A 21,986-nucleotide genomic window follows, 5' to 3' on the forward strand; every position below is an offset into this window, starting at 1 on the left:
GCGGCCTCAACCACGGTGATCTCGCTGCGATATACTCGTTGAATTACGTCTAGTCGTTTCTCGTCTTTCATTGTCAGGGTTGTCATCCTTCCACCCTGACATAATTACGTTGCCGTTAACCCCTGACATAATCACTTTGCTACAACATCACGCTCTCCCTGCGCTTGACCGCCGTCCCCAAACCGGCATAAGCTGGCGGCAAATCTTAAAAGCGAGGTGACCCATGGCACAGGAGACCAAAGAGTTCAGACACAAAACCGTCGAGTTCGAGGGGCCAAAGAAAACTTGGCATGTTTGCAACAGTGACCTGATGAAGGTTCAAGTCCAGGTGGTGAAAGGCGGCGGGGAGAATAATCTGCACACTCACACCGGTGAAGACGCCTTCTGGTACGTTGTCAGCGGCGCCATCAGATTTTACGGCGAAGGCGACAAGGTCCTCGGCGAATATCAAAAGGGCGAAGGCCTGTTGGTGCCGCGCGGCTTCAAATACTGGTTCGAAAGCGCCTCGAGCGAAACTCTGGAAGTTCTCCGCGTCACCGCCAAGGACCAAAACGTCGACAACAAGCGCGTCGACCTGTCACCGCAAAAAGATTGGATGATCCAACAGAACACCTTCGGCGCGCGCACCTAGCCGGCCGCTTGCTGAAATCGATATGTAGGGGGCGGTCGCGCGCCCCCTATTATTTACCGCTCTCCAACTCCTTCAACGCCTGACGCGCTAGCGAGAAATCCCGCACTTCATCGATGGGCCGTTTCTTATCGCCCAGTTTGACCATCAGCGCGTCCAGTTCGGCGTCCGTCATCAAACCGTCCCGGCTCAGTCCTTTTAGTTCGTAGTCGTAGGAATGGGCCGCCACTTCGGGCGACTGGGGTAGCCATTGCAACAGCGCTTGAATGGTCTCGTGGCGGTTTTCGAGAATGTAATGCTGGGCGCGTAGGAGCGCGCGCAAAGTCTTACGCACCACCAGCGAGTTTTCGCGAAGAAATTTTTCCGGCGTAAACACGCCGGCACCGGGCACGCCGACTTCCGGCGGACCGGCGAGGGTGGAGAACCCTTTTTGGCGCAGCATCAGATCATGGGGCGTGGCCACCGCCACGACATCGATGATGCCGCCGACCATCGCCTGATAACGCATCGACGCGTCGCCGATGACGATGGGCTGCACGGCGGCGGGATTGAAGCCTTTGGCGAGCATCAACTCGTCCGCCACCAAGTGATCCGAGCCGCGCAGCGTGGCGACGCCGAGCCGCTTGCCTTTGAGCTGTTGAATGTCTTTGATATCCGGCCGCGCGATCAGAAAATACGGCCCCTTCTTTTGGTGCACCATCACCAACTTGATCGGGAAGCCCTGCATCATGCCGCGAAAAGTACTGGTGAACGCGTCGGCGTAAGTTACGTCGCCGTTGATGATCGCGGTGGCGCTCAGGCGCGGATTCATCTGGATCATCTCGACTTCCAACCCTTCGGCTTTGAAATACCCCCGTGATTGCGCAATATGCTTCGGCGTGACGATGTTGCTGCGGCTGGCGTACGCGAAGCGAATTTTCTGCGGCGCTTCCGCCGCTCGGGCCGGTATAACCGAGCTGGACATCGCGCCGATCAGGATCGCGCTTAACAACCGCAATAATTTACTGGCCATGGAATTCCCTCCCAATCAATTGGCTTTGCGCTTCCTTCCTAACATAAGCCGCCAGGAAATAGGTAGCGAAACTCCCTATGTGATCGCCATCCCTAGCGCAAGGCCGGATTTTTTATTATATCTACCTAAACTTTTTCTCAGGAGGGTTGCCAATGCATCTTCGTACCATCCGTCTTGTTTGCTTATTTGTACTCATGACAATTTTCCCGGCAAACACCGCCGTTCGCGGCGCCGAGCTGATACCGTTGCGGGCGACTTATGCGTCCATCGGCGGTGCCTTCGCGCCGCTGTGGATCGCCCAGGATAAAGGGGTCTTTAACAAATACGGCTTAGCCGTCGATCTCAAGTATATGCTCTCGGCCACCGGCACCCAGGCGCTCTTGTCCGGCAGCGCCGACATCGTCAACCCGGCGACGGAATTGATCGAAGCCGGCCTCGGCGGCGCGCGGGTCGCTTTCATTATTGGCATTCTCAACCGCGCGGTATTGTCGATCTATAGCAAACCGGAATTCAAACAATTGTCGGATTTAAAAGGTAAGACTCTCGGAGTCACGCTGCCTGGCTCGACCACCGATCTAGCGGCGCGGATGCTGCTCCAACAGGCTGGCTTGGTCCCTGGCAAAGATGTGCTGATTACCCATTTGCAAGGTATGCCCGACATGATCACCGCATTAAGCCAAGGCCGCATCGACGCCGGCATCGTTTCGGCGCCGACGACGTTGAAGGCCAAGCAAGCCGGACTCAAGGAACTAGTCGACATCACGGCACGCAACATATCGATGATCCACGCCGGTCTCGCGACCACCCGCGACTTCATCAAGAGTAACCCGGATAAAGTGCGCCGGTACGTGCAAGCGTACATCGAAGCGACCAAGATCGCCCTCACCGACCCGGAAACCACCAAGCAAGTGATCGGCAAATGGACCAAGACTGAAAACAAAGAGGACCTCGACGAAACCTACAACACCTATGCGAAAGCGTGGGAGCAGGCGCCCTACGTCTCAACTTCAGCGATGCAGGCGGTGCTCAACTACGCGATCAACCCCGCCGCCAAAACCGCCAAACCGGAGCAGTTCATCGACAACTCGTTTGTCGCCGAGTTGGAAAAATCCGGTTTCATCAAGGAACTGTATAAGTAGAGGGAAAAGACTCTCTCACCACGGAGGACACGGAGCACACGGAGGAAAGAAATATCGTTTTCCGAACTCCGTGCCCTCCGTGTCCTCCGTGGTAAGTTAATTCCTCCACGACAAGCAGGCTGCCCCCTTGGACTTCGGCTTCACCCCAGCACAGCAAGCGCTCATCGAGCGCGTCAGCGCCTTGGCCAAGGAGCGCATGGCGCCACGGGCGGCACAGTACGACGCCGACTTCGCCATGCCGGCGGATGATCTCCTCGACATCCACCGCGAAGGCTGGCTGCTCGCCAACCTCGATAAAAAACGCGGTGGCTTGGGCTTCGGACTTTACGGCGACGATCCGCTGAGCTTCTTTCTCATCGACGAGCATCTTGCTTACGGCAATCCATCCACGGCGCACTGCTTTCAAGTGCACAACAACGGCCTGATGATGATCGACGCCATGGCCAGCGACGAGCAAATTCAAAAGTGGATCGAACCGACGATAAACCGCGGCGCCTTACTCCCCGGCGCCGGCGCCGAACCCTTGGGCGTGCCTCCAACAGCGGCGAAAAAAGTCGCCGGCGGTTATCTGCTCAGCGGCACCAAACATTACGCCACCAATGCAAGCATGGCGGAATGGCTCTGGATCGGCCGCATCGCGTCCGACTTCCATCCCAAGCCGATCATGTGCATGCTCCACAAAGACACGCCTGGTTTAACCATCGACACAGAAGCCTGGCGTCCCACCGGCATGCGCGCCTGCGTCAGCCCATGGCTGTACTTGAAAGATTGTTTCGTGCCGGAAGAAAACCTGCTCGGCCGTCCGGGGCAATTTCTCGACGAGAACTGGATGGGGAAAATAAACTTCGCCTTCACTGCGAATTATTTGGGCTCGGCGCGCGCCATGTACGACTGGGCGCTGGCCTACATTCGCGAACGCGGCGGTGGTAAAGACTCTTATCGACAATTGCGCTTCGGCGAGTTGAAAGCCATGCTCGACGCCGCCCGGCTGACCCTCTACACCGCCGTGCGCATGTTCAAAAAAAATTCCAACGAAGCGATGATCGCCGCCCACCAAGCGAAATGGCTGGCCAAAGAAATGTTAGAAAAGATGATCTGGAGCACGGCTGAAATCTGCGGCTCGACAGCGCTGTTCGTCAAACATCCGCTGGAGCGTTTCTACCGCGACATGCATTTGCACATGATGCACGGCCGCCACGACATCGCCGCCCAGATCGTCGGCGCGTCGGAACTCGGCGAGCCGTTCGATACCAATCGGAATCACTAGCCGGCTGCTGAAAAACCTTTCGGAGGCCTTCGACAAGCTCAGGCCGAACGGAGAGGGAATTGAATTAGCTGAGAAAAATCCGTTCATGCTGAGCCTGTCGAAGCATGTTCCGCTTTTTTCAGCAGCCTGCTAGCGGAATGGGATCTCCTGTAGGGGGACCCTATGTGGTCGCCCGTCCGAGCGGGCGGACACGCAGGTCCTCCCCTACGTAAACGTGTCGTTGAAGCGAGATCGAACCACTACCGACGCCTTTCGGAAATCCAATCTTCACCGTCCGATCTCTTTCAGCGCCGCCCGCGCGAAGGAAAAATCTCTCACTTCGTCCAACGGCCGTTTCTTTTCGCCGATGCGCTCGATAATCGACTCGATCTCCGCGTCGGTCATGGTGCCGTCGCGATTCAGCGTCTTTAACTCGGCGTCATAGGAGTGTTCGGCGATGTCAATCGGTTGGGGCAGCCACTTGATCAGAGTTTGAATCGCGTCCTGGCGGTTTTCGACAATGTGATAGTGCGCCCGCAATAGCGCCTTGAGCGTGCGCCGGACAATCTGGGGATTCTCCTTGATCAAACGATCCGAGGTGAGCATGCCGGCGGAAGGAAGGCCGATTTCCGGCGGTCCGAGCAGCGCGTTGTAACCCATTTTGCGCAGCATTAGATCGTGCGGTGGCGCGACGCAGATCGCCTCCACCACGCCGCTGACTAGCGCCTGCATGCGCACCGGCCCATCGCCGATAGCGACGGCTTGTAACAGATTGGTGTTGAAGCCTTTGGCTTGGAGCATCTCTTCGGCGACCAATTGATCCGTGCCTTTGATCGTCGCCACGCCGATTTTTTTGCCTCGAAGCTGCTGCACGTCCTTGATCTCCGGCCGCACCATCACGTAGTAGGGCCCTTTCTTGATATGCACGAAGACCAGTTTCATTGGAAAACCCTGCAAGACGCCGCGAAACGTGCTGGTGAATGGTGTGGCGAAAGACACGTCGCCGTTGACCACGGCGGTGGCGCCGAGCCGCGGATTCATCTGAATGATCTCGACGTCCAAACCTTCGGCTTTGAAGAAACCTTTTTGCAGCGCCATATATTGCGGCAATGCCGAGCTGCTTCGGCTGGCGTAGGCGATACGCACTTTCGGCGGCGCTTCCGCGCTCAACGCCATTGTCGCGATGCCAAGGATGCCGGTCAGAATGAAAACGATCGCGCCCTGAGTTTGCATAGTAAATCCTTACTGAATCCCCATCTCTTTTTGCACTTCTCTCAACAAGGTGTAATCCACCAACCGCTCCGGCGGAAAGTCGACGTTCTTGCCCACCGCCGTGCCGAGGGTGTCGATCATATTGCGCAAGCCTTTGTCAGTGGCCAAACCGTTCTCGCTCATCGCCGGCAACAGCGAAGTATAAACTTTGTCCGCCACCGCTTCTTGGAGCTTGTAATCCTTAGCGATGAAGCGAACCGTATCAGCGCGGTTTTTCAAAGTGAACTGCAATCCGCGCAGGGTACCGCGCAGTAGCCGTTTAATCAGGTCGCGCTTGTTCTTCAACGTCGCATCGGAAACCGTAAAACCGCTCTGGGGAAATTCCAGAAAGTCGCCGGTGTAAGCCAGCACCCGCAAGCCCATCTGCTCGGCGTAAATGTTGAACGGCGGCGACAGCGTGGTCGCGTCCATGGAGCCGGCCTTCAAACCTTGCAAGCGCGTCGCCGTCGAGCCGGCGACGATGCGCTTGATATCTTTTTCCGGATCGAGCTTGCCGCTCTGGGCGTAAACTTTCATCGCCAAGTCGGTGTCGCTGCCGAAAGAGCTGATGCCGACGATCTTGCCGCGCAGATCCGCCGCGCTGCGAATCTCCGGCTTGGCGACGACGTAAAACGTCGGTTTCTTGAACAACCAGATCACCGTGCGCACCGGCACGTTCTGGCTGGCGATCACCCGCGACGCCGTGCCGACGCAGCCGCTCGCTTGCAGATCGCCGGTGAGCAACGCCGTCACCGCGACATCGCACTTGGTATTGAGCAATTTGACGTCGAGCCCGAGCTCGCGAAAAAAGCCCCGCTCAATGGCCAGATCGAAGTGAAAAAAATTTAGGCTCTTGCCCGGATTGCCGATGAAGACTTCCTGGCTCCGGCCCCACCCCGGAAGAGTAAGCATTACAAACAATGCAAGCAGGATTCCTTTAGTCATGCGCACCCCACCCTGGAGTGATGGAGTACTGGAGTGTTGGGGCCGGAAACCCATCACTCCACCACTCCATTACTCCATCACTCCAATCTTCAAAGCGCATAAAACGCGCGTGGGTTGTCGTAAAGAATTTTCTGCTTGAGCGGCGCCGGGATGTCGCTGCGCATGTTGATGGCGTTGACGAACTGATCTTCCCGCGACGGATCGCTGTGCGGATAGTCCGAACCGATGAGTAAATGATCGTCGCCCATGCATTTGGCGATGTAGGGAATATCTTCGTCGGCTTCGCAGGCGATGAACAGCCGGTACTCGCGAAACAATTCGGCGCTCGATGCGTATTTAAACTTGTCTTTTAGCAATCGGCGAATGATGTGCATCAAAAACGGCGCCCAGCCCGCCGCCGCTTCGATGAAACCGAAACGCAGACCGGGAAACTGTTCGGGAATTTTATTAGCGACCAAATCGCGAAAGGCCAACAGCGGCATCACCCGGGTGTGGCCGAAGGTGTGGTTGCGCGACAGATCGAACATCTCCAAGACTTGCCTGACGCCGCAGCCGGTGTGCACGCAGATCGATAGATTGTGTTTCTGCGCCTCTTCGTAAACTGGAAAGAGATAAGGATTTTCGAGAGTGTACTCGCCCTCGATGCCGCGAAAGAAAATCCCCACCGCGCCGTTCTGCTTGGCGAAACGGATTTCGTCCAGCGCCACGTTCATAGTCTGAAACGGCAACACCGCCACCCACGTCATACGCCCGTTCGACTGGGCACAGGCCTGGGCGAGGAAACGGTTGTAAGCGCGGCACAGCGCCACTTCCAGTTCTTTGTCCTTGGTATTATAAACCAAAAACAGCGTCGGATAGACGATCTGCAACGCCGTGTTGAGCTTATCCATATCCGCCAGCCGGCCTTTGATATCGGTCATCTCGCGGGTCGCCGGCGCCGAGTCCTTGCGGCCGACTTGGACCTGCTGTTCCGACGGCGTCACCAGCGCGAAGCTGCCCTTGCCCGCCGGCTTGGGATAGATCTCGCCGTCGATGAGCCAGAAAGCATTGCGATTGCCGTACCAAGTATCTTCCGGCACCGATAACATCACCGGCCGGCGCGGCTGCATCGCACGATCCATTAATGCCCACATCGCCGCGCCCTCTGAGATATGCGTGTCCGCGTCAATAATTCCCTGCATGGTTTACCTCCAGAACTTTAGCTCTTCAGGCTTCCTTTTGGCTCACCGCGGAGGCGCGGAGGGTTCGGAGTAAAGAGGTTTTGATTAAAAAACATTCCGAACTCTGTGAACTCTGTGCCTCTGTGGTGAATACTTCTTCACTGGAAACCCGGAAGGGGCACAACTTTTAACCGTCTCAACCCGTCTAAAACAGATCATGCTCAACCGATAAATAAAGAAACGCGCCATGATTGTCGGCCTTGCGGTTGAGCCCGATGGGCGAGGCCGCGCCGACGACGATTTGCAATTTCTCCTCATTGACGATCGCCGTGCGCAATCCCGGCGAAAGGATCGGTTTGAAAGCGCGCTCTGTGCGGCCGGCGTCGTTGAGCGTCTGCTCGAAGTTGCCTATCCATTCGAGCATCAAGTGAAAGCGCGAGAACAGCGCGTAAATGCCGCTGGCGCCGACATTGTAAGAGACTAATGAATGTTTCCCGGTCGGCCCATGCACATGCGGCAGCGCGGTCAAGCCGAAGTTGGCGTGGGTCGCGATTCTATCGGTCCATTTTTTGCTGAACGGCAGATTAACCTGGTAACCGACGACGTTGTTGCCGGTGCCGGTTTTGCGATCGCCGGTCGGTAGAATCAAACTCAAACGCGGCGCAATTGCCGGCTTGGCGTCGTCCTCCATGAGCAACTGGTAACGATAATTGAGCAAGATATCTCCCACTCCCGAAACCCGCTCGCCGCCGTCATGTAAATGATACGACGGAATCGTGTAGGAGAACTGATGATCCTGGGAAAAAATCGGCCACTCCTGCGTGAAGCTAAACGTCCATCCGGGCCGGCGCGAGTCGTGATTATACGTGAAACCGAAGATATGCTGAATCACTCCCAGCTCTTGGTTGTAAGCCTCTTCGATTAGAAAACTATTATCTTCGATCACGTCGATCGGTCTCTCCGCAGCCAACGACAAACCGCCCAATCCACACAGAGCCATCAGCAACAAGCCACCGATTAAGTTTTGCCCCATCAATCCTCCGCCACCGAGAAAGCTTTATTGAAAATAGCGCAAATCGATCAATTGTTGAACTGTGAGTGCCTTGGCTTTAGGATTTTCTTTGGCGACGCCTTCCAAGACGATCTCCATGCCTTTGAGCGTCGGCTTACCATCGTCGGGCGTGGCGCGCAGCGAGCCGTCATAAACCACTTCGCCCATGCGGTTGTCGGGAAGTTTGCTCAAAGCGACGATCTTTTTAACCGCTTCAGTGCGATGACTTTTGTAATAACGCAGCGACTCGATGTAGGCGCGCAGAAACGTCCGCACGGTTTGCGATTGGCTATCGAGATAATCGTCCCGCGCGACAAAATTCACATGGGGAAACTCGATGCCCTTTTCGATAAAATCGAGCAGCACGCCGTAGCCCATGGTCTGCGCCACCACCGCTTCTTCAGGACTAAGCACAGTCGCGGCGATGGCACCGCTCTTCATCGCCACCAGCCGCGCCTGGGAACCGCCGATTTGCAGGATCTGCACATCGTTCACCGGCAAGCCGAATTGATTCAGCGCCAAGCGCACGACATAGTCGGTGTTGCTGCCGAAGCGGCTGATGCCGATCTTTTTACCCTTGAGCTGCTCGGCGCCGCGAATGCCGCCGACGGCGACGAAGGTGTAAGGTAACAGATTGATCACGCCGCCGATGATTTTGATTTTCGCTCCCTGAAGAACCGCATTAGCCACCGGCGGCCCGCCGGTCATCAAAAGATCGAGGCTCTTGCCGATCAACGCTTGCAATGACAACGAGCCGCCGGGAATGAAAATCATTTCCAACGATAAATTGTGCTTCTTAAAAATCCCCACGTCTTGGCCCAAAGCAAGCGGCGCGACGCCGCCGAAACCGTTGAAGGCGATACGCACGGGCGTCGTCTGCGCCGAAGATTCGCAAACGCAAATCAGCAGCAACAACACGATGAAAATCGGCCGACGAAGCATTTTTCGTTATCCTAGTTCCACAACGAAATGCCCATGCGCAGCTTGCCATGCTCCAAATCGTCCAACGCTTCGTTGATCTGCTCGTAGCGATAGCTCTTGGTGATCAAATTTTTTAATTCGATGCGCCCCTGCTGGGCCATCTGAAATACTTCATCGACATCGTTGGCCTGGCGGCTCGATACGCCGGTGATGGTGATTTCTTTGGTAACGAAGTTGCCGCTGCTGATGGTAAACGGCCCGCTGCCCAAGCCGCCGATGATCGTCGCCGTGCCGCCCGGCCGGGTCGCCTGAATGATTTGATCGGAAGTTTTGCCGTTGCCGATCGCCTCGAAAGATTTATCGACGCCTCCAGCAGTGAGTTTGATCACCGCCTTGACCGGATCTTCGGCGCTGGCGTTGATCGTATGCGTCGCGCCGAAACTTTTCGCCGCGGCTAGCTTATCTTCGGCGATATCGACGGCGATGATCGGATAGGCGCCGAAGCATTTGAGGAATTGAATCGTATTGAGGCCGATGCCGCCGCAGCCGATCACCAGCGCCGATTCGTTGGGCTCCAACTTGCCGCGATGCTTCACCGCGTTGTACGCCGTGGTCACCCGGCAGCCGACCACGCTCGCCTCTTCCATCGAGATGCCATCGGGAATTTTAAAAATCATATACGCCGGCACCGAAACGTATTGAGCGAAGCCGCCGACGTTCCAACGGGTCACCACCGTGCCGTCTTTCTTTTTCAGATTGGGCGGCGCCGGCCGGCGTTCGCAGAGATTTTCATGGGCGGATAAGCAATAGCGGCACCGGCCGCATTTGTAGCGCATGCCGATGATCACCCGGTCGCCGACTTTGAAATCCTTACACTGCGCGCCAACTTGCTCGACCGTGCCCGCCACCTCGTGGCCGAGAATCGTCGGCGGCGTAAAGCGATTGCGCCCCTCGATGACTTTCAAATCGGTGTGGCACACGCCGCACGACACAACTTTGATCAACACGTCTTCATCGTGCACGTCCGGCATTTCCAGATCTTCGATCTTAAGCGGCTGGCGCGCTTCGTAGAGAATCGCAGCTTTCATGGGAGTTCCTTTCGCCACGGATAATGGAAAAGGCAACCCCAAGGGATTGCCCGAAGTAAAAAATGTTTTCTGTCTTACTTATGTCAGGCCAACGGTGACCGTCAAGGGAAACCGCAGGCGCCGAAAGCAAAGCCAAAGTTTTCGAACGGTCGATTAGGTCAAAGGCGTGATGAGAACGCTACCCCTTTCAACAACTCTGATTGTCAGCTCAGAGGCGTAGAGAAGAGACATGCCAACCAAGGGCACGAGATCGACCAGATCGACCGCGACCCGCCGCGGGCTGCCGTGCCAAATCACCGTAGCTTCATAGATATCGAACAAGGTCTCATTGCCGTCAGCCAACAGCGACCTGCCCCGGCGTCGCCATGGCAGTCTTAACGACGTAATAACCTGGGCGGGAAGAGTCAGTGAACCATCGAACCCCGTATCGATCACTGCGTGAATTTCTACTTCTTGACCGCTTGGCCCGCGCACATTTAGAACGATGACGGCTTCTCGGGCAGCAGTGACGATCCCCGTGATCATAGTTGCGGCGAGTGACCACGTGGACCGAAGCGCCGAACATAGCGAGAGCCAACACGCAGTAACCAAGTCTGTGCGTCGGGGTGTTTCGCTAGCAGGCGATCCGACGCGACCAGTTCGTCGCCGTCGATTTCGAAGGCTTCGGTTTGGATATCGATCGCAACAAACTTACCTTCATCCCCTGGCGAGAGCTGTGGCAAAACCATGCGCTGATAAATTTCATCGCCCCGCCTCGCGAACTCTTCCTTGCTAAAGAGCGGTTGTTGAGAACCCATATCATTCCTCCTTTTCGACCGTGCGGGTGGCAAACATGCTGAAATCATCGCACACAACGTAAGCTTCCGCTATTCTTCCCACAGATTGAGGCAGACAACTCCGCAGCGTGCAAAATCTTCCGTATTACGGGACACCATCTGAAGCTCATTGACCAAAGCGGTCGCGGCGATAAGACTATCGACGACTGGCAACGGCAACCCTCGCCGCTCCGACGCACCGGTGATCGTCCCCCAATGCGATGCAACGCGCGCGTCTATCGATAGCACGCGGCCAGTAAATCTTGCGGTCAGATCACGCCGAACCCAAGTCGTCAGTCTAGTCTTGCGAGCCGAAGCAGGCAGCTTTACGATCCCTTTTTCGAGTTCGCCAATCGTTAACGCACTCAGGTAAAGCGTCGATTCCTCCTGAGCGTCTATCCAGTTTACCACCTGACGGCGAGGACTTTTCTTTACCAACTCGGAAACCACGCAGGTGTCGAGCAGATAACTCACAGCCTAACCTTTCTACCGGTATCCCGGCTGCGTGTCAGATCAAGATCAACGCCGACGAGCGGTGATTTGCGAAAAAAATCGACCAGGCTTCCCTTCCGTGGGGCAAACATTCGGTAATCCTTCGTTGAAACAACAACCGCCGCATCCTCCCCATGCAACGTGATAACCTGCGGGCCTTCGCTTCGCGCCTTGCGAACGACTTCGGAGAAACGGTTCTTCGCGTCTTGCAACTGCCATTTCGCCGTCGACATGAGTCACCTCCCATTCTGGCTAGTCTGGCTATAATACCGATTCTTGGAGAACAACGAAAGGGCGCGCCAAGGATTCGCAGCTTTCCAGTTCCGAAACGGCTTGAACGATTTAAACTACTTGAACGGGATTCTGTTTTTTACCGCGAATACAATTCTTTAATGAACCCTTCCTTAGCCAACTGATCCAGCGGCGCCGGATCGTAAAAGCGGCGCGCGTCTACGCCTTTGGCCTTGGCATTGCGCTCGGCCAAGTCTTCCATCACCGCTTCCATTTCCGGCAGCGTGACCGTCGGGATGTTGCGGATGTAACCGAGCACGTAGCTTTTAAATGCGCTCATCAGCAACTTCGTATCCGTGTTGCGCGTGTACTTGCCGAGCACGCGCACGGTGAAGTCGGGATTGGCCTTGGCGTATTTGATTCCTTCCAAGGTTGCCTTGAGAAAGCGATTCAATGTCTGCGGCCGGTTGCGAATGAACGAATCGGTAGTCACTAGCGCCGTGCCGGGATAGCGAAATTTGACTTCCCCTAAATTCATCAACTCTCGGTATCCCAACTCTTTGGCCTTCTCCAAAGTCGGCGAGGAAATCAAGCCGCCTTTGATCACGCCCTGCTGCATGAATAGTAAAATCTCCGGCACACCGCCGGTTTGAATCATCTTGATGTCTTTGTTCGGATCGAGACCGAATTCGGCCACGGCTTTGCGCAAACCGAGATCGGTGAGCGAACCGAACCGGCTGACGCCGAAGGTCTTTCCCTTTAAATCTTGCGCCGTGGCGATATCCGGCGTGGTCACCAGGCTCATGGGAATCACATTGATCGTGGTCGCGATGGTAATCGCATCCGAGCCCGACAAGCGCGACAACGCCGCCGCCGCTCCCGAACCTTGCACGATATGGGCATCGCCGGAGAGCAACGTCGTAATCGCCTGGGCGCCGGCAACGTAAATGACGTTTACGTCGAGACCGTATTTTTTAAAAATCCCCGCTTCCTGCGGCACCCACGTGGTGATCGAAGTCGCTGCGATGGACGAGTAGCAGACGTTGAGCTTTTCCAGCTCGGCCGCCTGGGCGGCCCGAGCGATGCCGGCGCTCGAAACTGCCAGCGTGGGAAACAAGATAGCCACTAAAGCCAATATCTCGAAGCGTTTCATCGAAACCATCTTCCATTTCACGAACGTTCAAAGCCAAGAGGGCGGGTTTAAAACCCACCCCTACAATTCGGAAATCTTTTTTGCGCCCTTTGCGCTTTTTGCGGTTAATTCTCCGGTTCCGAATCTTTAGCTGCGGCTTTGCGCGCTCGCACGCAGTAATAGAGAACGCCCTCTACCAAGTCAAGGCGAACAATTTCACAACATTGAGTTGCCCTGTCGCCTATGATATTTCCGGTCGAGTCGAATTGGTTCCCGCACTACGAGCACATGAACGATCCAATCAAAACCGTCGGCGTCGTCGGCCTTGGCGTGATGGGCTTCGACATCGCCTTTCTCTACGCCATGAAAGGCTTTCGCACACTCGTCTATGACGCGGCGAAATCAATAATGGATTCGCTGACCGACCGGCGTGAGCAAACTATCGATCGTTTGCACAAACGCAACCGCATCGCGGACCGGGAGATCGACAATCTTCGCACACTGCTAATCCCGTCCAGCAGTCTCGTTGGACTAGTTAATGCCGATCTGATCACCGAAGCGGTTTCGGAAAACGCCAGAACCAAACTCGCCGTCTACAAAACGCTTCGCGATAGCGGCTTCAACGGGCTGCTCACGACCAACACGTCCTCGGTGACGCGCGCGACTTTATTGACTGACGAAAATGTCGACGGCAAAAAGTTTGCTTTGACGCATTTCTTCAATCCCGTGCTCTACACCCAGATGGTCGAAGTCGTCACCGGCGACATCGACGCGGCGAACCGAGAAACGATCTTGGAATTCTTAAAAATTCTCGACCGCGAACCCGTCCCGACGCAAGACATCTCCGGATTCGTCTCGAATGGCATTCTGATGGTCTACGCGGTCATGGCAGTGCGCTTGTTGGAATGCGGCGCGCGCATCGAGCAGGTCGATCAGGCGGCCAAGGAACTAAAACTGCTGCCGCCGTTGATCAGCTTCGATAGTTGGAAGCCGTCCATCGTCGAAGACGTCACGCGCATCATGGCGGAACTGCGCGGCGACGCGTTTCTGCGCTCGTCGCCGCTGCTAAGCCGCCTCGCCAAAGACAACCCAAGATTCTATGTCGATCAGAAGCCCAATCCGAAGATTTATGAATTAGCCGATGCTCACGGTAAATCTGTCGACGACGAAAGCATCAAGCGCGCGCTCATGACTTCGATGTTGATCGCCGCCGCGCGAGTCGCGGAGCTAGGCGAAGCGCCGGCGACAGTGGACTTTGTCGCGACGGAAGGAATCAAGATGTCCCGGCCACCGTTGAAAGAGATCGACGCCACCGGCGCAGCAGTGCTGCGAGAGGAGTTGGAGAAAACCAATCGCATGCTCGGCCAGAACCCCTTGGCGATTCCAGCAATTCTCGCTGAGATGAGTAACGGTAAGAAAACTTTTCACCTAGCCCGCAGGGAATAAGCGAACTTTTATGAAAGCCATCGACGTTCACGTCCATCCCAGCACCCGCGGCCTCGACCATCACGCTTGCGGCTACTTCAGAAGAAACCTCGCCGATATCCCGCAAACAGCGGAAGGTTTCGCCGAGTTGTACGCGAAGAACGACGTTCAAGCGCTGCTGATCGGTTGGCATCCCTCGACGGTCAACGAAGGCGCGCGCAACAGCAACGAGCATGTGCTGGAACTCGTCGGCAAGTATCCTGAAACTTTCCCCGGCATCCTCGCTTCACTCGATACCAACGCGGTAGATTTAACCGCCGTCGCGCACTACGCGGCGGAGTTGGTGCAGAATCCCAACGTCAAAGGTTTCAAGTTCCATCCGCCCGATCAAGGTTTCTATCCCAACGACAAACGCTTTTACGATATCTGGGAAGTTCTCCAGGCCGGCGGCAAGCCCGTGATGTTCCACGTCGGCTTCACTGTGCTAGGAGCGAATACCGACGGCGGCAGCGGCATCGCCCTCGATTACGGCAGGCCAATTCATCTCGACACTCTTGCGCGGGATTTTCCCAAGATGAAAATCATCGCCGCCCATCCGGGCTGGCCCTGGGAACAAGAACTGATCGGCGTCGTCACTCATAAAAAAAATCTTTTCGTCGACACCTCCGGCTACTTGGCCGAACAACTGCCGGAGATTTTTCAAAAAGCCATCGGCGGCCGTTTGCAAGACAAAGCGCTGTTCGGCACCGACTTCCCCTATGTCGATTTAGAAAAAGCGTTGGCGAGCTTCGACAAAATGAATTTCAAACCGGCGGTGAAGGACAAGCTGTTAGTGGACAATGCGAAGGCTCTGTTCGGCCTGTGATAGCGCAGTTCACTCTTATCCCCTCGCCCACAGAGTGGGAGAGGGCCAGGGTGAGGGCTTCTTAAAACCTGTAACGCCTCGGGAAAATGATCGATGAAACAAGTCCTATTCCTCCTAATTATCAATTTTCAATTCTCCATTCTCCATTCGTTCGCGGCGCAGAGCACTGCGAACGTCAAGCTTCGCGTCGGCTACCCGTCGCCGAGCGCGGCTTTCTATCCGCTTTTCGCGACCAAGGAAGCGGGGCTCTTAGAAAAATACGGCTTAGATGTCGAGATGGTTTACGTTCAAGGCGTCAAGCTGATACAAGTTCACGTCTCTGACCAGCTCGACATTGCGACAGTATCATCGGTTGTCTACTTGCAAGCAGCTGTTGGTGGAGCCGACTTGATGCAAGTGGCCAGCTCCATCGACAACCAGATCATGAAATTGATGGTTCATCCGAACATCGCCAAACCGCAGGACCTGCGCGGCAAGACTCTCGCTGTGACGGGGTTCGGATCGTTGACTGATTTGCTGCTCCGGCCCGCGCTCAAGAACTGGGGGTTGGAAGCGCAGAAAGACGTCAAGCTCATTCAGATCGGCAGGATGCCCGATATCGCCATCGCCATCGCCCAAAAAACCGTCGACGGCGGCATGCTGTCCTTCCCGACTTCGGTGCACGCCGAAAAGTTCAATTTGCGCACGATGATCGATTTCGCTGAATCGGGATTCGAGAGTCCTGCCAGCACTGTGGTTGCGAGCCGCCGCTACCTCAAGGCCAATCGCGACATCGTGCTGCGATTTCTCAAGGCCTACATCGAGGGGACCAAGCGCCTTCTCACCGACCGCGAGCTCGGCATTCGCGCACTGAGGAAATACGGCGGCGTCAGCGATCGCGATATGCTGGCGACCACCCACGACCTGTTCGCGAGTCGTTACATTAAGAAAATCCCCAAACTCAATACTAAAGGCATCGAAAATTCTCTAAGCCTGATCGCCGAGAACAACCCCAAAGCCAAAGACCGCAGAGCCGAGGAATTCATGGACACGAGCTTCATGGACGAGTTGGAAGCGACGGGATTCATCAAGTCGGTTTGGCCGTAAGCTTAAGTATCGATCCGCGAAGTTTCAATGTAACCAACATCGTTCCACCATCCGTCATTCCCGCGCACGCGGGAATCCAGGTGACGGACAGCGTCCGTCATACCGTTGGAAAACGGTATCCAGGTTATGGGGATGGGATGGACCCCGGCTTTCACCGGGGTGACGATCGCGATGGCTCTACTCTGGACAGGTTTTGGATTTGGTTTAAGGTAGACAGTTGTCAGGTGTCAGTAAAATCACAGGAGCGAAACCCATGACGAAAAAAATTCTTGTCTGGCTACTGATAATTTTCTTTGTTGCAAATGTTTCCGTCGCTCAGGCGCAGCAGCCAACGAAAATCCCCCGGATAGGATACCTAGCTGCTAACTCCCGCGCGGCTACGTCGGCCCGCACCGAGGCCTTCCGGCAGGGTCTGCGCGAGTTAGGGTACGTCGAGGGGAAGAACATCGCCATCGAGCATCGATATGCGGACGGCAAGCCTGATCGCCTCCCCGCGCTCGCGGCCGAGCTAGTGCGTCTCAAGGTCGACATCATCGTCTCGGGTGGTCCGTCATCAACCCGTGCTGCTAGGGAAGCGACTGTTACAATTCCCATTGTTATGGCGCAACATCCCGATCCTGTTGGCAGCGGGTTCGTCGCCAGCCTAGCGCAACCGGGCGGAAACATCACTGGGTTATCTACTCTTGCCCCTGAGTTAAGCGGAAAACGACTGGAACTGCTGAAGGAAACAGTTCCTAAGCTCTCCCGCGTGGCCATCGTTGGGACTTCGACCGTGCCCGGCTACGCGCAAATGTTAAACGAGATGGAACTCGCCGCAAGGGTGTTGAAGGTGCAGCTTCAATACCTAGACGTGCTAGAGCCCAAGGATATTGAGACTACATTCCGAGCCGCGAGCAAGGGACGTGCTGAAGCAGCCCTCACGCTGAACAGCCCCGTCTTCAATTCTCATCGAACACGGATTGTAGAACTCGCGGTAAAGAACCGGCTACCGGCGATGTACGACAGGGCAGAATTTGTCGAAGACGGGGGCCTCATGACCTACGGCGTGAATTTCAACGACTTGGACCGGCGCGCCGCTACGTATGTGGACAAGATTTTGAAAGGCAGGACGCCCGCGGATCTTCCCGTAGAGCAGCCGATGAGGTTCGAGTTCATCATCAGCCTGATAGCGGCCAAGCAGATCGGCCTGACGATTCCACCGAATGTGTTGGTGCGGGCGACTAAGGTGATCAGGTAGGGGCGGACCTGTGTGTCCGCCCTCCGAACGGGCCGACACGCAGGTCGGCCCCTACACGGGTCCGACTGGTGTCAGTAAAAACACAGGAGCGAAACCGATGATGAAAAAAATTATTGTCTGGCTACTGCTAATTTTCTTTCTTGCAAATGTTTGCGTCGCCCAGGCCCAGCAGCCGACGAGAATTCCACGGATAGGATACCTATCTGGCTCCTCCCCTTCCACTTCCCCGAACCGCCGCGAGGCATTCCGGCAGGGTCTGCGCGAGCTTGGCTACGTAGAGGGGAAAAGCATTGTCATTGAGTATCGTTGGGCAGAGGGAAAGTTCGATCGCCTCCCCGCGCTTGCGACCGAGCTAGTGAGTCTCAAGGTCGACATCATTGTCACAGCTGGTCCCAATGCAACCCGTCCTGCCAAGCAAGCAACTTCTACGATTCCCATTGTCATGGGGCAGGATCCCGATCCTGTTGGCAGCGGGACCGTCGCCAGTCTGGCGCGGCCTGGCGGGAACATCACGGGATTGGCAACCTTTGCCCCGGAGCTAAGCGGAAAACAACTGGAGCTTCTGCAAGAGACGGTTCCGAAACTCTCCCGCGTGGCCGTCCTCGGAACCTCGACCAACCCGGGCCACGCACAAGTGTTAAAAGAGGTCGAACTCGCCGCAGGGGTGTTGAAAGTGAAGATTCAATATCTAGACGTACTGAGTCCGAACGATATTGAGACTGCATTTCGAGCCGCGAGCAAAGGGCGTGTTGACGCAATCCTCGTGCTACCAACCAATGTCCTCAATTTACAGCGAGCACAGATTACAGAACTCGCGGTAAAGAACCGGGTCCCGGCGATTTACCCACAAACGGAATTTATGGAAGCCGGCGGCCTCATGTACTACGGCGTAAACACTCCCGACTTGTTCCGGCGCGCCGCTACGTATGTGGACAAGATTTTGAAAGGCAGGACGCCTGCGGATTTGCCCGTGGAGCAACCGATGAGGTTCGAGTTCATCATCAGCCTGATAGCGGCGAAGAAGATCGGCCTGACGATTCCACCGAATGTGTTGGTGCGGGCGACTAAGGTGAATCGGTGAAGAACGCAACAGGCAATGGTAGAAGCGGATAAGGGAGCGCGGGTTTCCGCCACAGGACGGATCAGCCTCAAATTGTTTGGCTGATTCTAACCCGCGATTAACCGCGGACAAGAATGTCCGCGCTCCAATGTCCGCCCGTTCGGAGGGCCGACGCGCAGGTCGGCCCCTACACGTGAGACGACTGAAGGAAAGACAAATGAAGCGCGATCGCTGCACAGCAGATCATTTCATTTTCAGCTTGATCATCCTGACGACGCTCTTCTCCGCTCACATTGTATTTGCCCAGCCCGTACTCGAAAAAATGATCGCCGGCTACAGCGCTCAAGCCGGTGCCTATGCACCGATCTGGATTACAAAAGAAGCCGGGCTGTTTAGAAAAAACGGCTTGGACGTCAATCTAATTTTTATTCCCGGCGGGCCGACGGCAGCGGCGGCGATGATCGCTAACGAAGTGCAAGCGATGGCGATGGCCGGACCGGCGATCGTCGCTAGCAATCTTGCCGGTTCTGATCTGGTGATGACGGCTGGAATCGTAAACACCTTCGCCTTTCAACTCGTCACGGTCAAAAGCATCACGTCGCCGAACCAGCTCAAAGGCAAACGCATCGGCGTCAACCGCTTCGGCGCGGCGCCTGATATCGCGGCGCGCTACGCGCTCAATCATCTGAAGATCGACCCACGCGAGGTGACGATTTTGCAGTTGGGCGAACAGTCGACGCGGCTCGAAGCGATGAAAGTTGGCCAGCTCGACGCCGCCATCCTGCTGCCGCCGATCACCACCATCGCGCAAAAAGCCGGCATGAATATTCTGCTCGACATGTCGGAGCTGGGCGGCGAGTTCCTGATTACCGGTCTGGCCAGCAGCCAGAAATTTCTTACGCAGAATCGCCCGTCCGCGTCACGTCTGATGCGCGCCTTCGTCGAAGGCATTCACTATTTCAAGACCAACCGACGAGAGAGCGAGAAAATCATCGCGCGCTACATGCGCACGGACAACATGGAAGCGGTCGGCGCGACCTGGGACTACTTCGCGGCCAAGATCGTGCCGCGCAAACCCTATCCGTCGGTCAAAGGCGTCAAGGCGCTGCTTGACCTCGCGGCCAAGGAACGCCCGGAAGCCGCCAAAGCCCAGCCGGAGCGCTTTATTAACGCAACTCTGCTAAAAGAATTGGACGACAGCGGCTTCATCGACGGTTTGTATCGATGAACAAGAATGATTGTAGGGGCGCACCTATGTGTGCGCCCGACAGTGGGGCGAACACGCAAGCCCGTACAGTGCCCCTACGTTTATTCGATGATAAGGAGCGACGATAGAAATGTCCGAAGAAAAAATTGCGTCGCAAGCCTATTTAGAAGTCGCCGCCGCCCACGGCGTCGAGTATATCTTCGGCTTGCCGGGAACCAGCGGCCAGGAATTTATCGGCACCATCGCCGATCAGGAAAAAATCCGTTTCATCCTGGCGATGCACGAGACCTGCGTGGTGTCCATGGCCGACGGTCATGCGCGCGTCACCGGCCGGCCGCAACTGGCCCAAGTGAGCACGCTGCCCGGGTCGGCGAACTCGGTCGGCGCGCTCTACGATGCTTACCGCGACCGCTCGCCGGTGATCGTCACTTCTACGAATGTCGACACGCGCATCGACGGCCGCGACTCCCACACCGAGGGAAAGAATCTCGTCGAGATGACCAAGCAGTTCACCAAGTGGAGCGCCGAAGTTCATCGCGCCGACCGCATCCCGGAATATTTGAATCGCGCTTTCAAAGTGGCTTCGACGCCGCCGACCGGACCGGTCTATCTCGCACTGCCGAGCAATCTCCTCGGCGAGCCGATCACAGTCGCAAATCCAGACGCGGAACGTTCGCGGATTTCGCCGCGCATCGCCGGCGATCCGGAAGCGTTGGCAGAAGCAGCCAAGCTGCTCGCGCAAGCGAAGCGGCCGTTGATCGTCGCCGGCAGCGCCATCGCGAAATGCGGCGCGACCGAAGAATTGATCAAGCTCGCCGAAATGGTCGCCGCGCCGGTGGTCATGGAGCCGCGCTATTCGTTTCTGTCTTTTCCGACCACCCACCCGCAGAGTTTTCAGATCGCCGAACGGCAACCTTCATTCGATTTACCCGTGTGGGGTGAGCCGGATGTCATCATTGCCATCGGCTGCCGCCTGATCCGGGAATATCGCTATATCCCCGATCCCGTCATCAAGCCGGCGACGAAAGTGGTTCACATCGAAGAAGATCCCTGGGAGATCGGCAAAGTTTTTCCCGTCGACGTCGGTATCGTCGCCGACGCCAAGAGCGCGCTCAAGTCACTGATCGAATTCTATCCGAAAGTCGAACCGACAGCGGCGGTTAAGAGCGAGCGCTTGGAATGCATCGGCAAAGCCAAGCAACAAGCCACCGCCGACATCGAAAGCCGCGTCAGCAAAGGCTGGGACGCCACGCCGATCAACGCCGCGCGGCTCGCGCGCACGATGGACCGGCTCATCGAGAAAGACGCGTTAATCGTCAACGAAAGCCCCACCAGCAAAGATCTCTTGATGTCGAACTTTCAGTTCTCGCCGGGGCGCGATTATTTTTCCAACTCGTCGGGCGGATTTCTCGGCTGGGGTCTGGGCGCAGCGATCGGCGCCAAACTCGCCTCGCCCAAGCGCCGCGTCGTCGCCTGTCTCGGCGACGGCAGCACCATGTTCGGCCTGCAAGGTCTTTGGACGCTGGCGAAGTATCGCATCCCACTTGTCGTCATCGTATTTAATAATCGCGCTTACATGGCGGTGAAGAATCAGTTCCGTGGATCCGAAGAAAGAATCCGCATCGCCGCCGAAATGGGCGCGGAAATTTCCGGCCCGGAAATCAACTTCGCCAGGCTGGCGGAAACTTTTGGAATTTTCGGCGAGCGCGTGGAGCATCCCGACGCAATTGAACCAGCGCTCAAGCGGGCCTTAGAGCAAAACGGCCCAGCGCTGGTCGACGTCGTGATCAGCCAGAATACTCGGAAGGATTAGCCGCACCCTTCGACAGGCTCAGGGCGATCGGGACGGCAAAGGGCGAAATTCGACAGAGGCAACTAAAGAGGCAAGGATATTCTTCACCACGAAGTTCACGACGGACACGAAGGGTTCGGAGGATTAAGACTCCGAACTTCGTGACCTTCGTGTCCTTCGTGGTGAAAACTTTCTGGTCAATC

General features: G+C 56.2%; 22 protein-coding genes. 10 read left to right on the top strand and 12 right to left on the bottom strand.

What is annotated here, in order from left to right; genetic code table 11:
* Positions 1 to 223: 223 nt before the first annotated feature.
* The gene (locus EXR70_06270) at positions 224 to 631 is read left to right on the top strand and encodes a cupin domain-containing protein (protein MSP38077.1); all 408 of its coding nucleotides are present in this window, start codon (positions 224 to 226) and stop codon (positions 629 to 631) included.
* Positions 632 to 680: 49 nt separating this feature from the next.
* Here EXR70_06270 and EXR70_06275 read toward each other — a convergent pair whose 3' ends face one another.
* The gene (locus tag EXR70_06275) at positions 681 to 1,640 is read right to left on the bottom strand and encodes an ABC transporter substrate-binding protein (GenBank protein MSP38078.1); all 960 of its coding nucleotides are present in this window, start codon (positions 1,638 to 1,640) and stop codon (positions 681 to 683) included.
* Between the two features lie 152 nt (positions 1,641 to 1,792).
* Between EXR70_06275 and EXR70_06280 the strand changes: the two genes are divergently transcribed.
* A complete protein-coding gene (locus tag EXR70_06280; protein ID MSP38079.1) occupies positions 1,793 to 2,779 on the top strand; it encodes an ABC transporter substrate-binding protein in 987 nt (328 codons plus the stop codon).
* Between the two features lie 127 nt (positions 2,780 to 2,906).
* Positions 2,907 to 4,046 (top strand): acyl-CoA dehydrogenase, encoded by a 1,140-nt coding sequence (locus EXR70_06285; protein ID MSP38080.1) that lies wholly within the window; start codon positions 2,907 to 2,909, stop codon positions 4,044 to 4,046.
* 267 nt (positions 4,047 to 4,313) lie between these two features.
* On the opposite strand, the gene EXR70_06290 is transcribed toward EXR70_06285, so the two are convergent.
* The 11 genes from EXR70_06290 to EXR70_06340 all read right to left on the bottom strand — a co-directional run bounded on the left by EXR70_06290 (position 4,314) and on the right by EXR70_06340 (position 13,141).
* Positions 4,314 to 5,258 (bottom strand): ABC transporter substrate-binding protein, encoded by a 945-nt coding sequence (locus EXR70_06290; protein MSP38081.1) that lies wholly within the window; start codon positions 5,256 to 5,258, stop codon positions 4,314 to 4,316.
* Positions 5,259 to 5,267: 9 nt separating this feature from the next.
* Entirely contained in the window at positions 5,268 to 6,275 is a 1,008-nt protein-coding gene (locus EXR70_06295) for an ABC transporter substrate-binding protein (GenBank protein MSP38082.1), read from the bottom strand.
* Between the two features lie 35 nt (positions 6,276 to 6,310).
* The gene (locus EXR70_06300; protein MSP38083.1) at positions 6,311 to 7,402 is read right to left on the bottom strand and encodes an amidohydrolase; all 1,092 of its coding nucleotides are present in this window, start codon (positions 7,400 to 7,402) and stop codon (positions 6,311 to 6,313) included.
* A 184-nt stretch (positions 7,403 to 7,586) separates the two neighbouring features.
* Positions 7,587 to 8,414: a transporter gene (locus EXR70_06305; protein ID MSP38084.1), complete on the bottom strand. Its 828-nt coding sequence runs from the start codon at positions 8,412 to 8,414 to the stop codon at positions 7,587 to 7,589.
* A gap of 24 nt (positions 8,415 to 8,438) precedes the next feature.
* Entirely contained in the window at positions 8,439 to 9,374 is a 936-nt protein-coding gene (locus EXR70_06310) for an ABC transporter substrate-binding protein (GenBank protein ID MSP38085.1), read from the bottom strand.
* Positions 9,375 to 9,385: 11 nt separating this feature from the next.
* Positions 9,386 to 10,441, bottom strand: coding sequence for a hypothetical protein (locus tag EXR70_06315; GenBank protein MSP38086.1), 1,056 nt, complete (start codon positions 10,439 to 10,441; stop codon positions 9,386 to 9,388).
* Positions 10,442 to 10,594: 153 nt separating this feature from the next.
* Positions 10,595 to 10,966 carry a clan AA aspartic protease gene (locus tag EXR70_06320; protein ID MSP38087.1) on the bottom strand — a complete coding sequence of 124 codons (372 nt, stop codon included), beginning with the start codon at positions 10,964 to 10,966 and terminating at the stop codon, positions 10,595 to 10,597.
* Complete coding sequence (locus EXR70_06325) at positions 10,963 to 11,238, bottom strand: hypothetical protein (protein MSP38088.1); 276 nt, start codon at positions 11,236 to 11,238, stop codon at positions 10,963 to 10,965. Before EXR70_06325 ends, EXR70_06320 begins: the two co-directional genes overlap by 4 nt.
* Positions 11,239 to 11,307: 69 nt before the next feature.
* A complete protein-coding gene (locus EXR70_06330) occupies positions 11,308 to 11,730 on the bottom strand; it encodes a type II toxin-antitoxin system VapC family toxin (GenBank protein MSP38089.1) in 423 nt (140 codons plus the stop codon).
* Entirely contained in the window at positions 11,727 to 11,981 is a 255-nt protein-coding gene (locus EXR70_06335; GenBank protein MSP38090.1) for a type II toxin-antitoxin system Phd/YefM family antitoxin, read from the bottom strand. The genes EXR70_06330 and EXR70_06335 overlap by 4 nt, the downstream gene beginning before the upstream one ends.
* Before the next feature lie 137 nt (positions 11,982 to 12,118).
* Entirely contained in the window at positions 12,119 to 13,141 is a 1,023-nt protein-coding gene (locus EXR70_06340; protein ID MSP38091.1) for an ABC transporter substrate-binding protein, read from the bottom strand.
* Between the two features lie 213 nt (positions 13,142 to 13,354).
* Here EXR70_06340 and EXR70_06345 point away from each other — a divergent pair, with 213 nt between their 5' ends.
* The 7 genes from EXR70_06345 (at position 13,355) to EXR70_06375 (ending at position 21,804) form a co-directional block, all read left to right on the top strand.
* Entirely contained in the window at positions 13,355 to 14,557 is a 1,203-nt protein-coding gene (locus tag EXR70_06345; GenBank protein ID MSP38092.1) for a hypothetical protein, read from the top strand.
* 10 nt (positions 14,558 to 14,567) lie between these two features.
* Positions 14,568 to 15,401, top strand: coding sequence for an amidohydrolase (locus tag EXR70_06350; GenBank protein MSP38093.1), 834 nt, complete (start codon positions 14,568 to 14,570; stop codon positions 15,399 to 15,401).
* Positions 15,402 to 15,494: 93 nt separating this feature from the next.
* Complete coding sequence (locus EXR70_06355; GenBank protein ID MSP38094.1) at positions 15,495 to 16,487, top strand: ABC transporter substrate-binding protein; 993 nt, start codon at positions 15,495 to 15,497, stop codon at positions 16,485 to 16,487.
* A gap of 253 nt (positions 16,488 to 16,740) precedes the next feature.
* On the top strand, positions 16,741 to 17,724 hold the full coding sequence (locus tag EXR70_06360) for an ABC transporter substrate-binding protein (GenBank protein MSP38095.1): 984 nt from the start codon (positions 16,741 to 16,743) through the stop codon (positions 17,722 to 17,724).
* Positions 17,725 to 17,821: 97 nt separating this feature from the next.
* The gene (locus tag EXR70_06365; protein MSP38096.1) at positions 17,822 to 18,805 is read left to right on the top strand and encodes an ABC transporter substrate-binding protein; all 984 of its coding nucleotides are present in this window, start codon (positions 17,822 to 17,824) and stop codon (positions 18,803 to 18,805) included.
* A 127-nt stretch (positions 18,806 to 18,932) separates the two neighbouring features.
* The gene (locus tag EXR70_06370) at positions 18,933 to 20,012 is read left to right on the top strand and encodes an ABC transporter substrate-binding protein (protein MSP38097.1); all 1,080 of its coding nucleotides are present in this window, start codon (positions 18,933 to 18,935) and stop codon (positions 20,010 to 20,012) included.
* A 109-nt stretch (positions 20,013 to 20,121) separates the two neighbouring features.
* On the top strand, positions 20,122 to 21,804 hold the full coding sequence (locus tag EXR70_06375; protein MSP38098.1) for a thiamine pyrophosphate-binding protein: 1,683 nt from the start codon (positions 20,122 to 20,124) through the stop codon (positions 21,802 to 21,804).
* Positions 21,805 to 21,986 lie beyond the last annotated feature (182 nt).

This window comes from Deltaproteobacteria bacterium (genome assembly GCA_009692615.1).
Lineage (GTDB): Bacteria > Desulfobacterota > Binatia > UBA9968 > UBA9968 > DP-20.

Coding starts and splice junctions, on each gene's coding strand:
- EXR70_06270 (MSP38077.1), top strand. CDS start 224: ATGGCACAGGAGACCAAAGAGTTCAGACACAAAACCGTCGAGTTCGAG.
- EXR70_06275 (MSP38078.1), bottom strand. CDS start 1,640: ATGGCCAGTAAATTATTGCGGTTGTTAAGCGCGATCCTGATCGGCGCG.
- EXR70_06280 (MSP38079.1), top strand. CDS start 1,793: ATGCATCTTCGTACCATCCGTCTTGTTTGCTTATTTGTACTCATGACA.
- EXR70_06290 (MSP38081.1), bottom strand. CDS start 5,258: ATGCAAACTCAGGGCGCGATCGTTTTCATTCTGACCGGCATCCTTGGC.
- EXR70_06295 (MSP38082.1), bottom strand. CDS start 6,275: ATGGGTTTCCGGCCCCAACACTCCAGTACTCCATCACTCCAGGGTGGG.
- EXR70_06300 (MSP38083.1), bottom strand. CDS start 7,402: ATGCAGGGAATTATTGACGCGGACACGCATATCTCAGAGGGCGCGGCG.
- EXR70_06305 (MSP38084.1), bottom strand. CDS start 8,414: ATGGGGCAAAACTTAATCGGTGGCTTGTTGCTGATGGCTCTGTGTGGA.
- EXR70_06310 (MSP38085.1), bottom strand. CDS start 9,374: ATGCTTCGTCGGCCGATTTTCATCGTGTTGTTGCTGCTGATTTGCGTT.
- EXR70_06315 (MSP38086.1), bottom strand. CDS start 10,441: ATGAAAGCTGCGATTCTCTACGAAGCGCGCCAGCCGCTTAAGATCGAA.
- EXR70_06320 (MSP38087.1), bottom strand. CDS start 10,966: ATGATCACGGGGATCGTCACTGCTGCCCGAGAAGCCGTCATCGTTCTA.
- EXR70_06325 (MSP38088.1), bottom strand. CDS start 11,238: ATGGGTTCTCAACAACCGCTCTTTAGCAAGGAAGAGTTCGCGAGGCGG.
- EXR70_06335 (MSP38090.1), bottom strand. CDS start 11,981: ATGTCGACGGCGAAATGGCAGTTGCAAGACGCGAAGAACCGTTTCTCC.
- EXR70_06340 (MSP38091.1), bottom strand. CDS start 13,141: ATGGTTTCGATGAAACGCTTCGAGATATTGGCTTTAGTGGCTATCTTG.
- EXR70_06345 (MSP38092.1), top strand. CDS start 13,355: ATGATATTTCCGGTCGAGTCGAATTGGTTCCCGCACTACGAGCACATG.
- EXR70_06350 (MSP38093.1), top strand. CDS start 14,568: ATGAAAGCCATCGACGTTCACGTCCATCCCAGCACCCGCGGCCTCGAC.
- EXR70_06355 (MSP38094.1), top strand. CDS start 15,495: ATGAAACAAGTCCTATTCCTCCTAATTATCAATTTTCAATTCTCCATT.
- EXR70_06360 (MSP38095.1), top strand. CDS start 16,741: ATGACGAAAAAAATTCTTGTCTGGCTACTGATAATTTTCTTTGTTGCA.
- EXR70_06365 (MSP38096.1), top strand. CDS start 17,822: ATGATGAAAAAAATTATTGTCTGGCTACTGCTAATTTTCTTTCTTGCA.
- EXR70_06370 (MSP38097.1), top strand. CDS start 18,933: ATGTCCGCCCGTTCGGAGGGCCGACGCGCAGGTCGGCCCCTACACGTG.
- EXR70_06375 (MSP38098.1), top strand. CDS start 20,122: ATGTCCGAAGAAAAAATTGCGTCGCAAGCCTATTTAGAAGTCGCCGCC.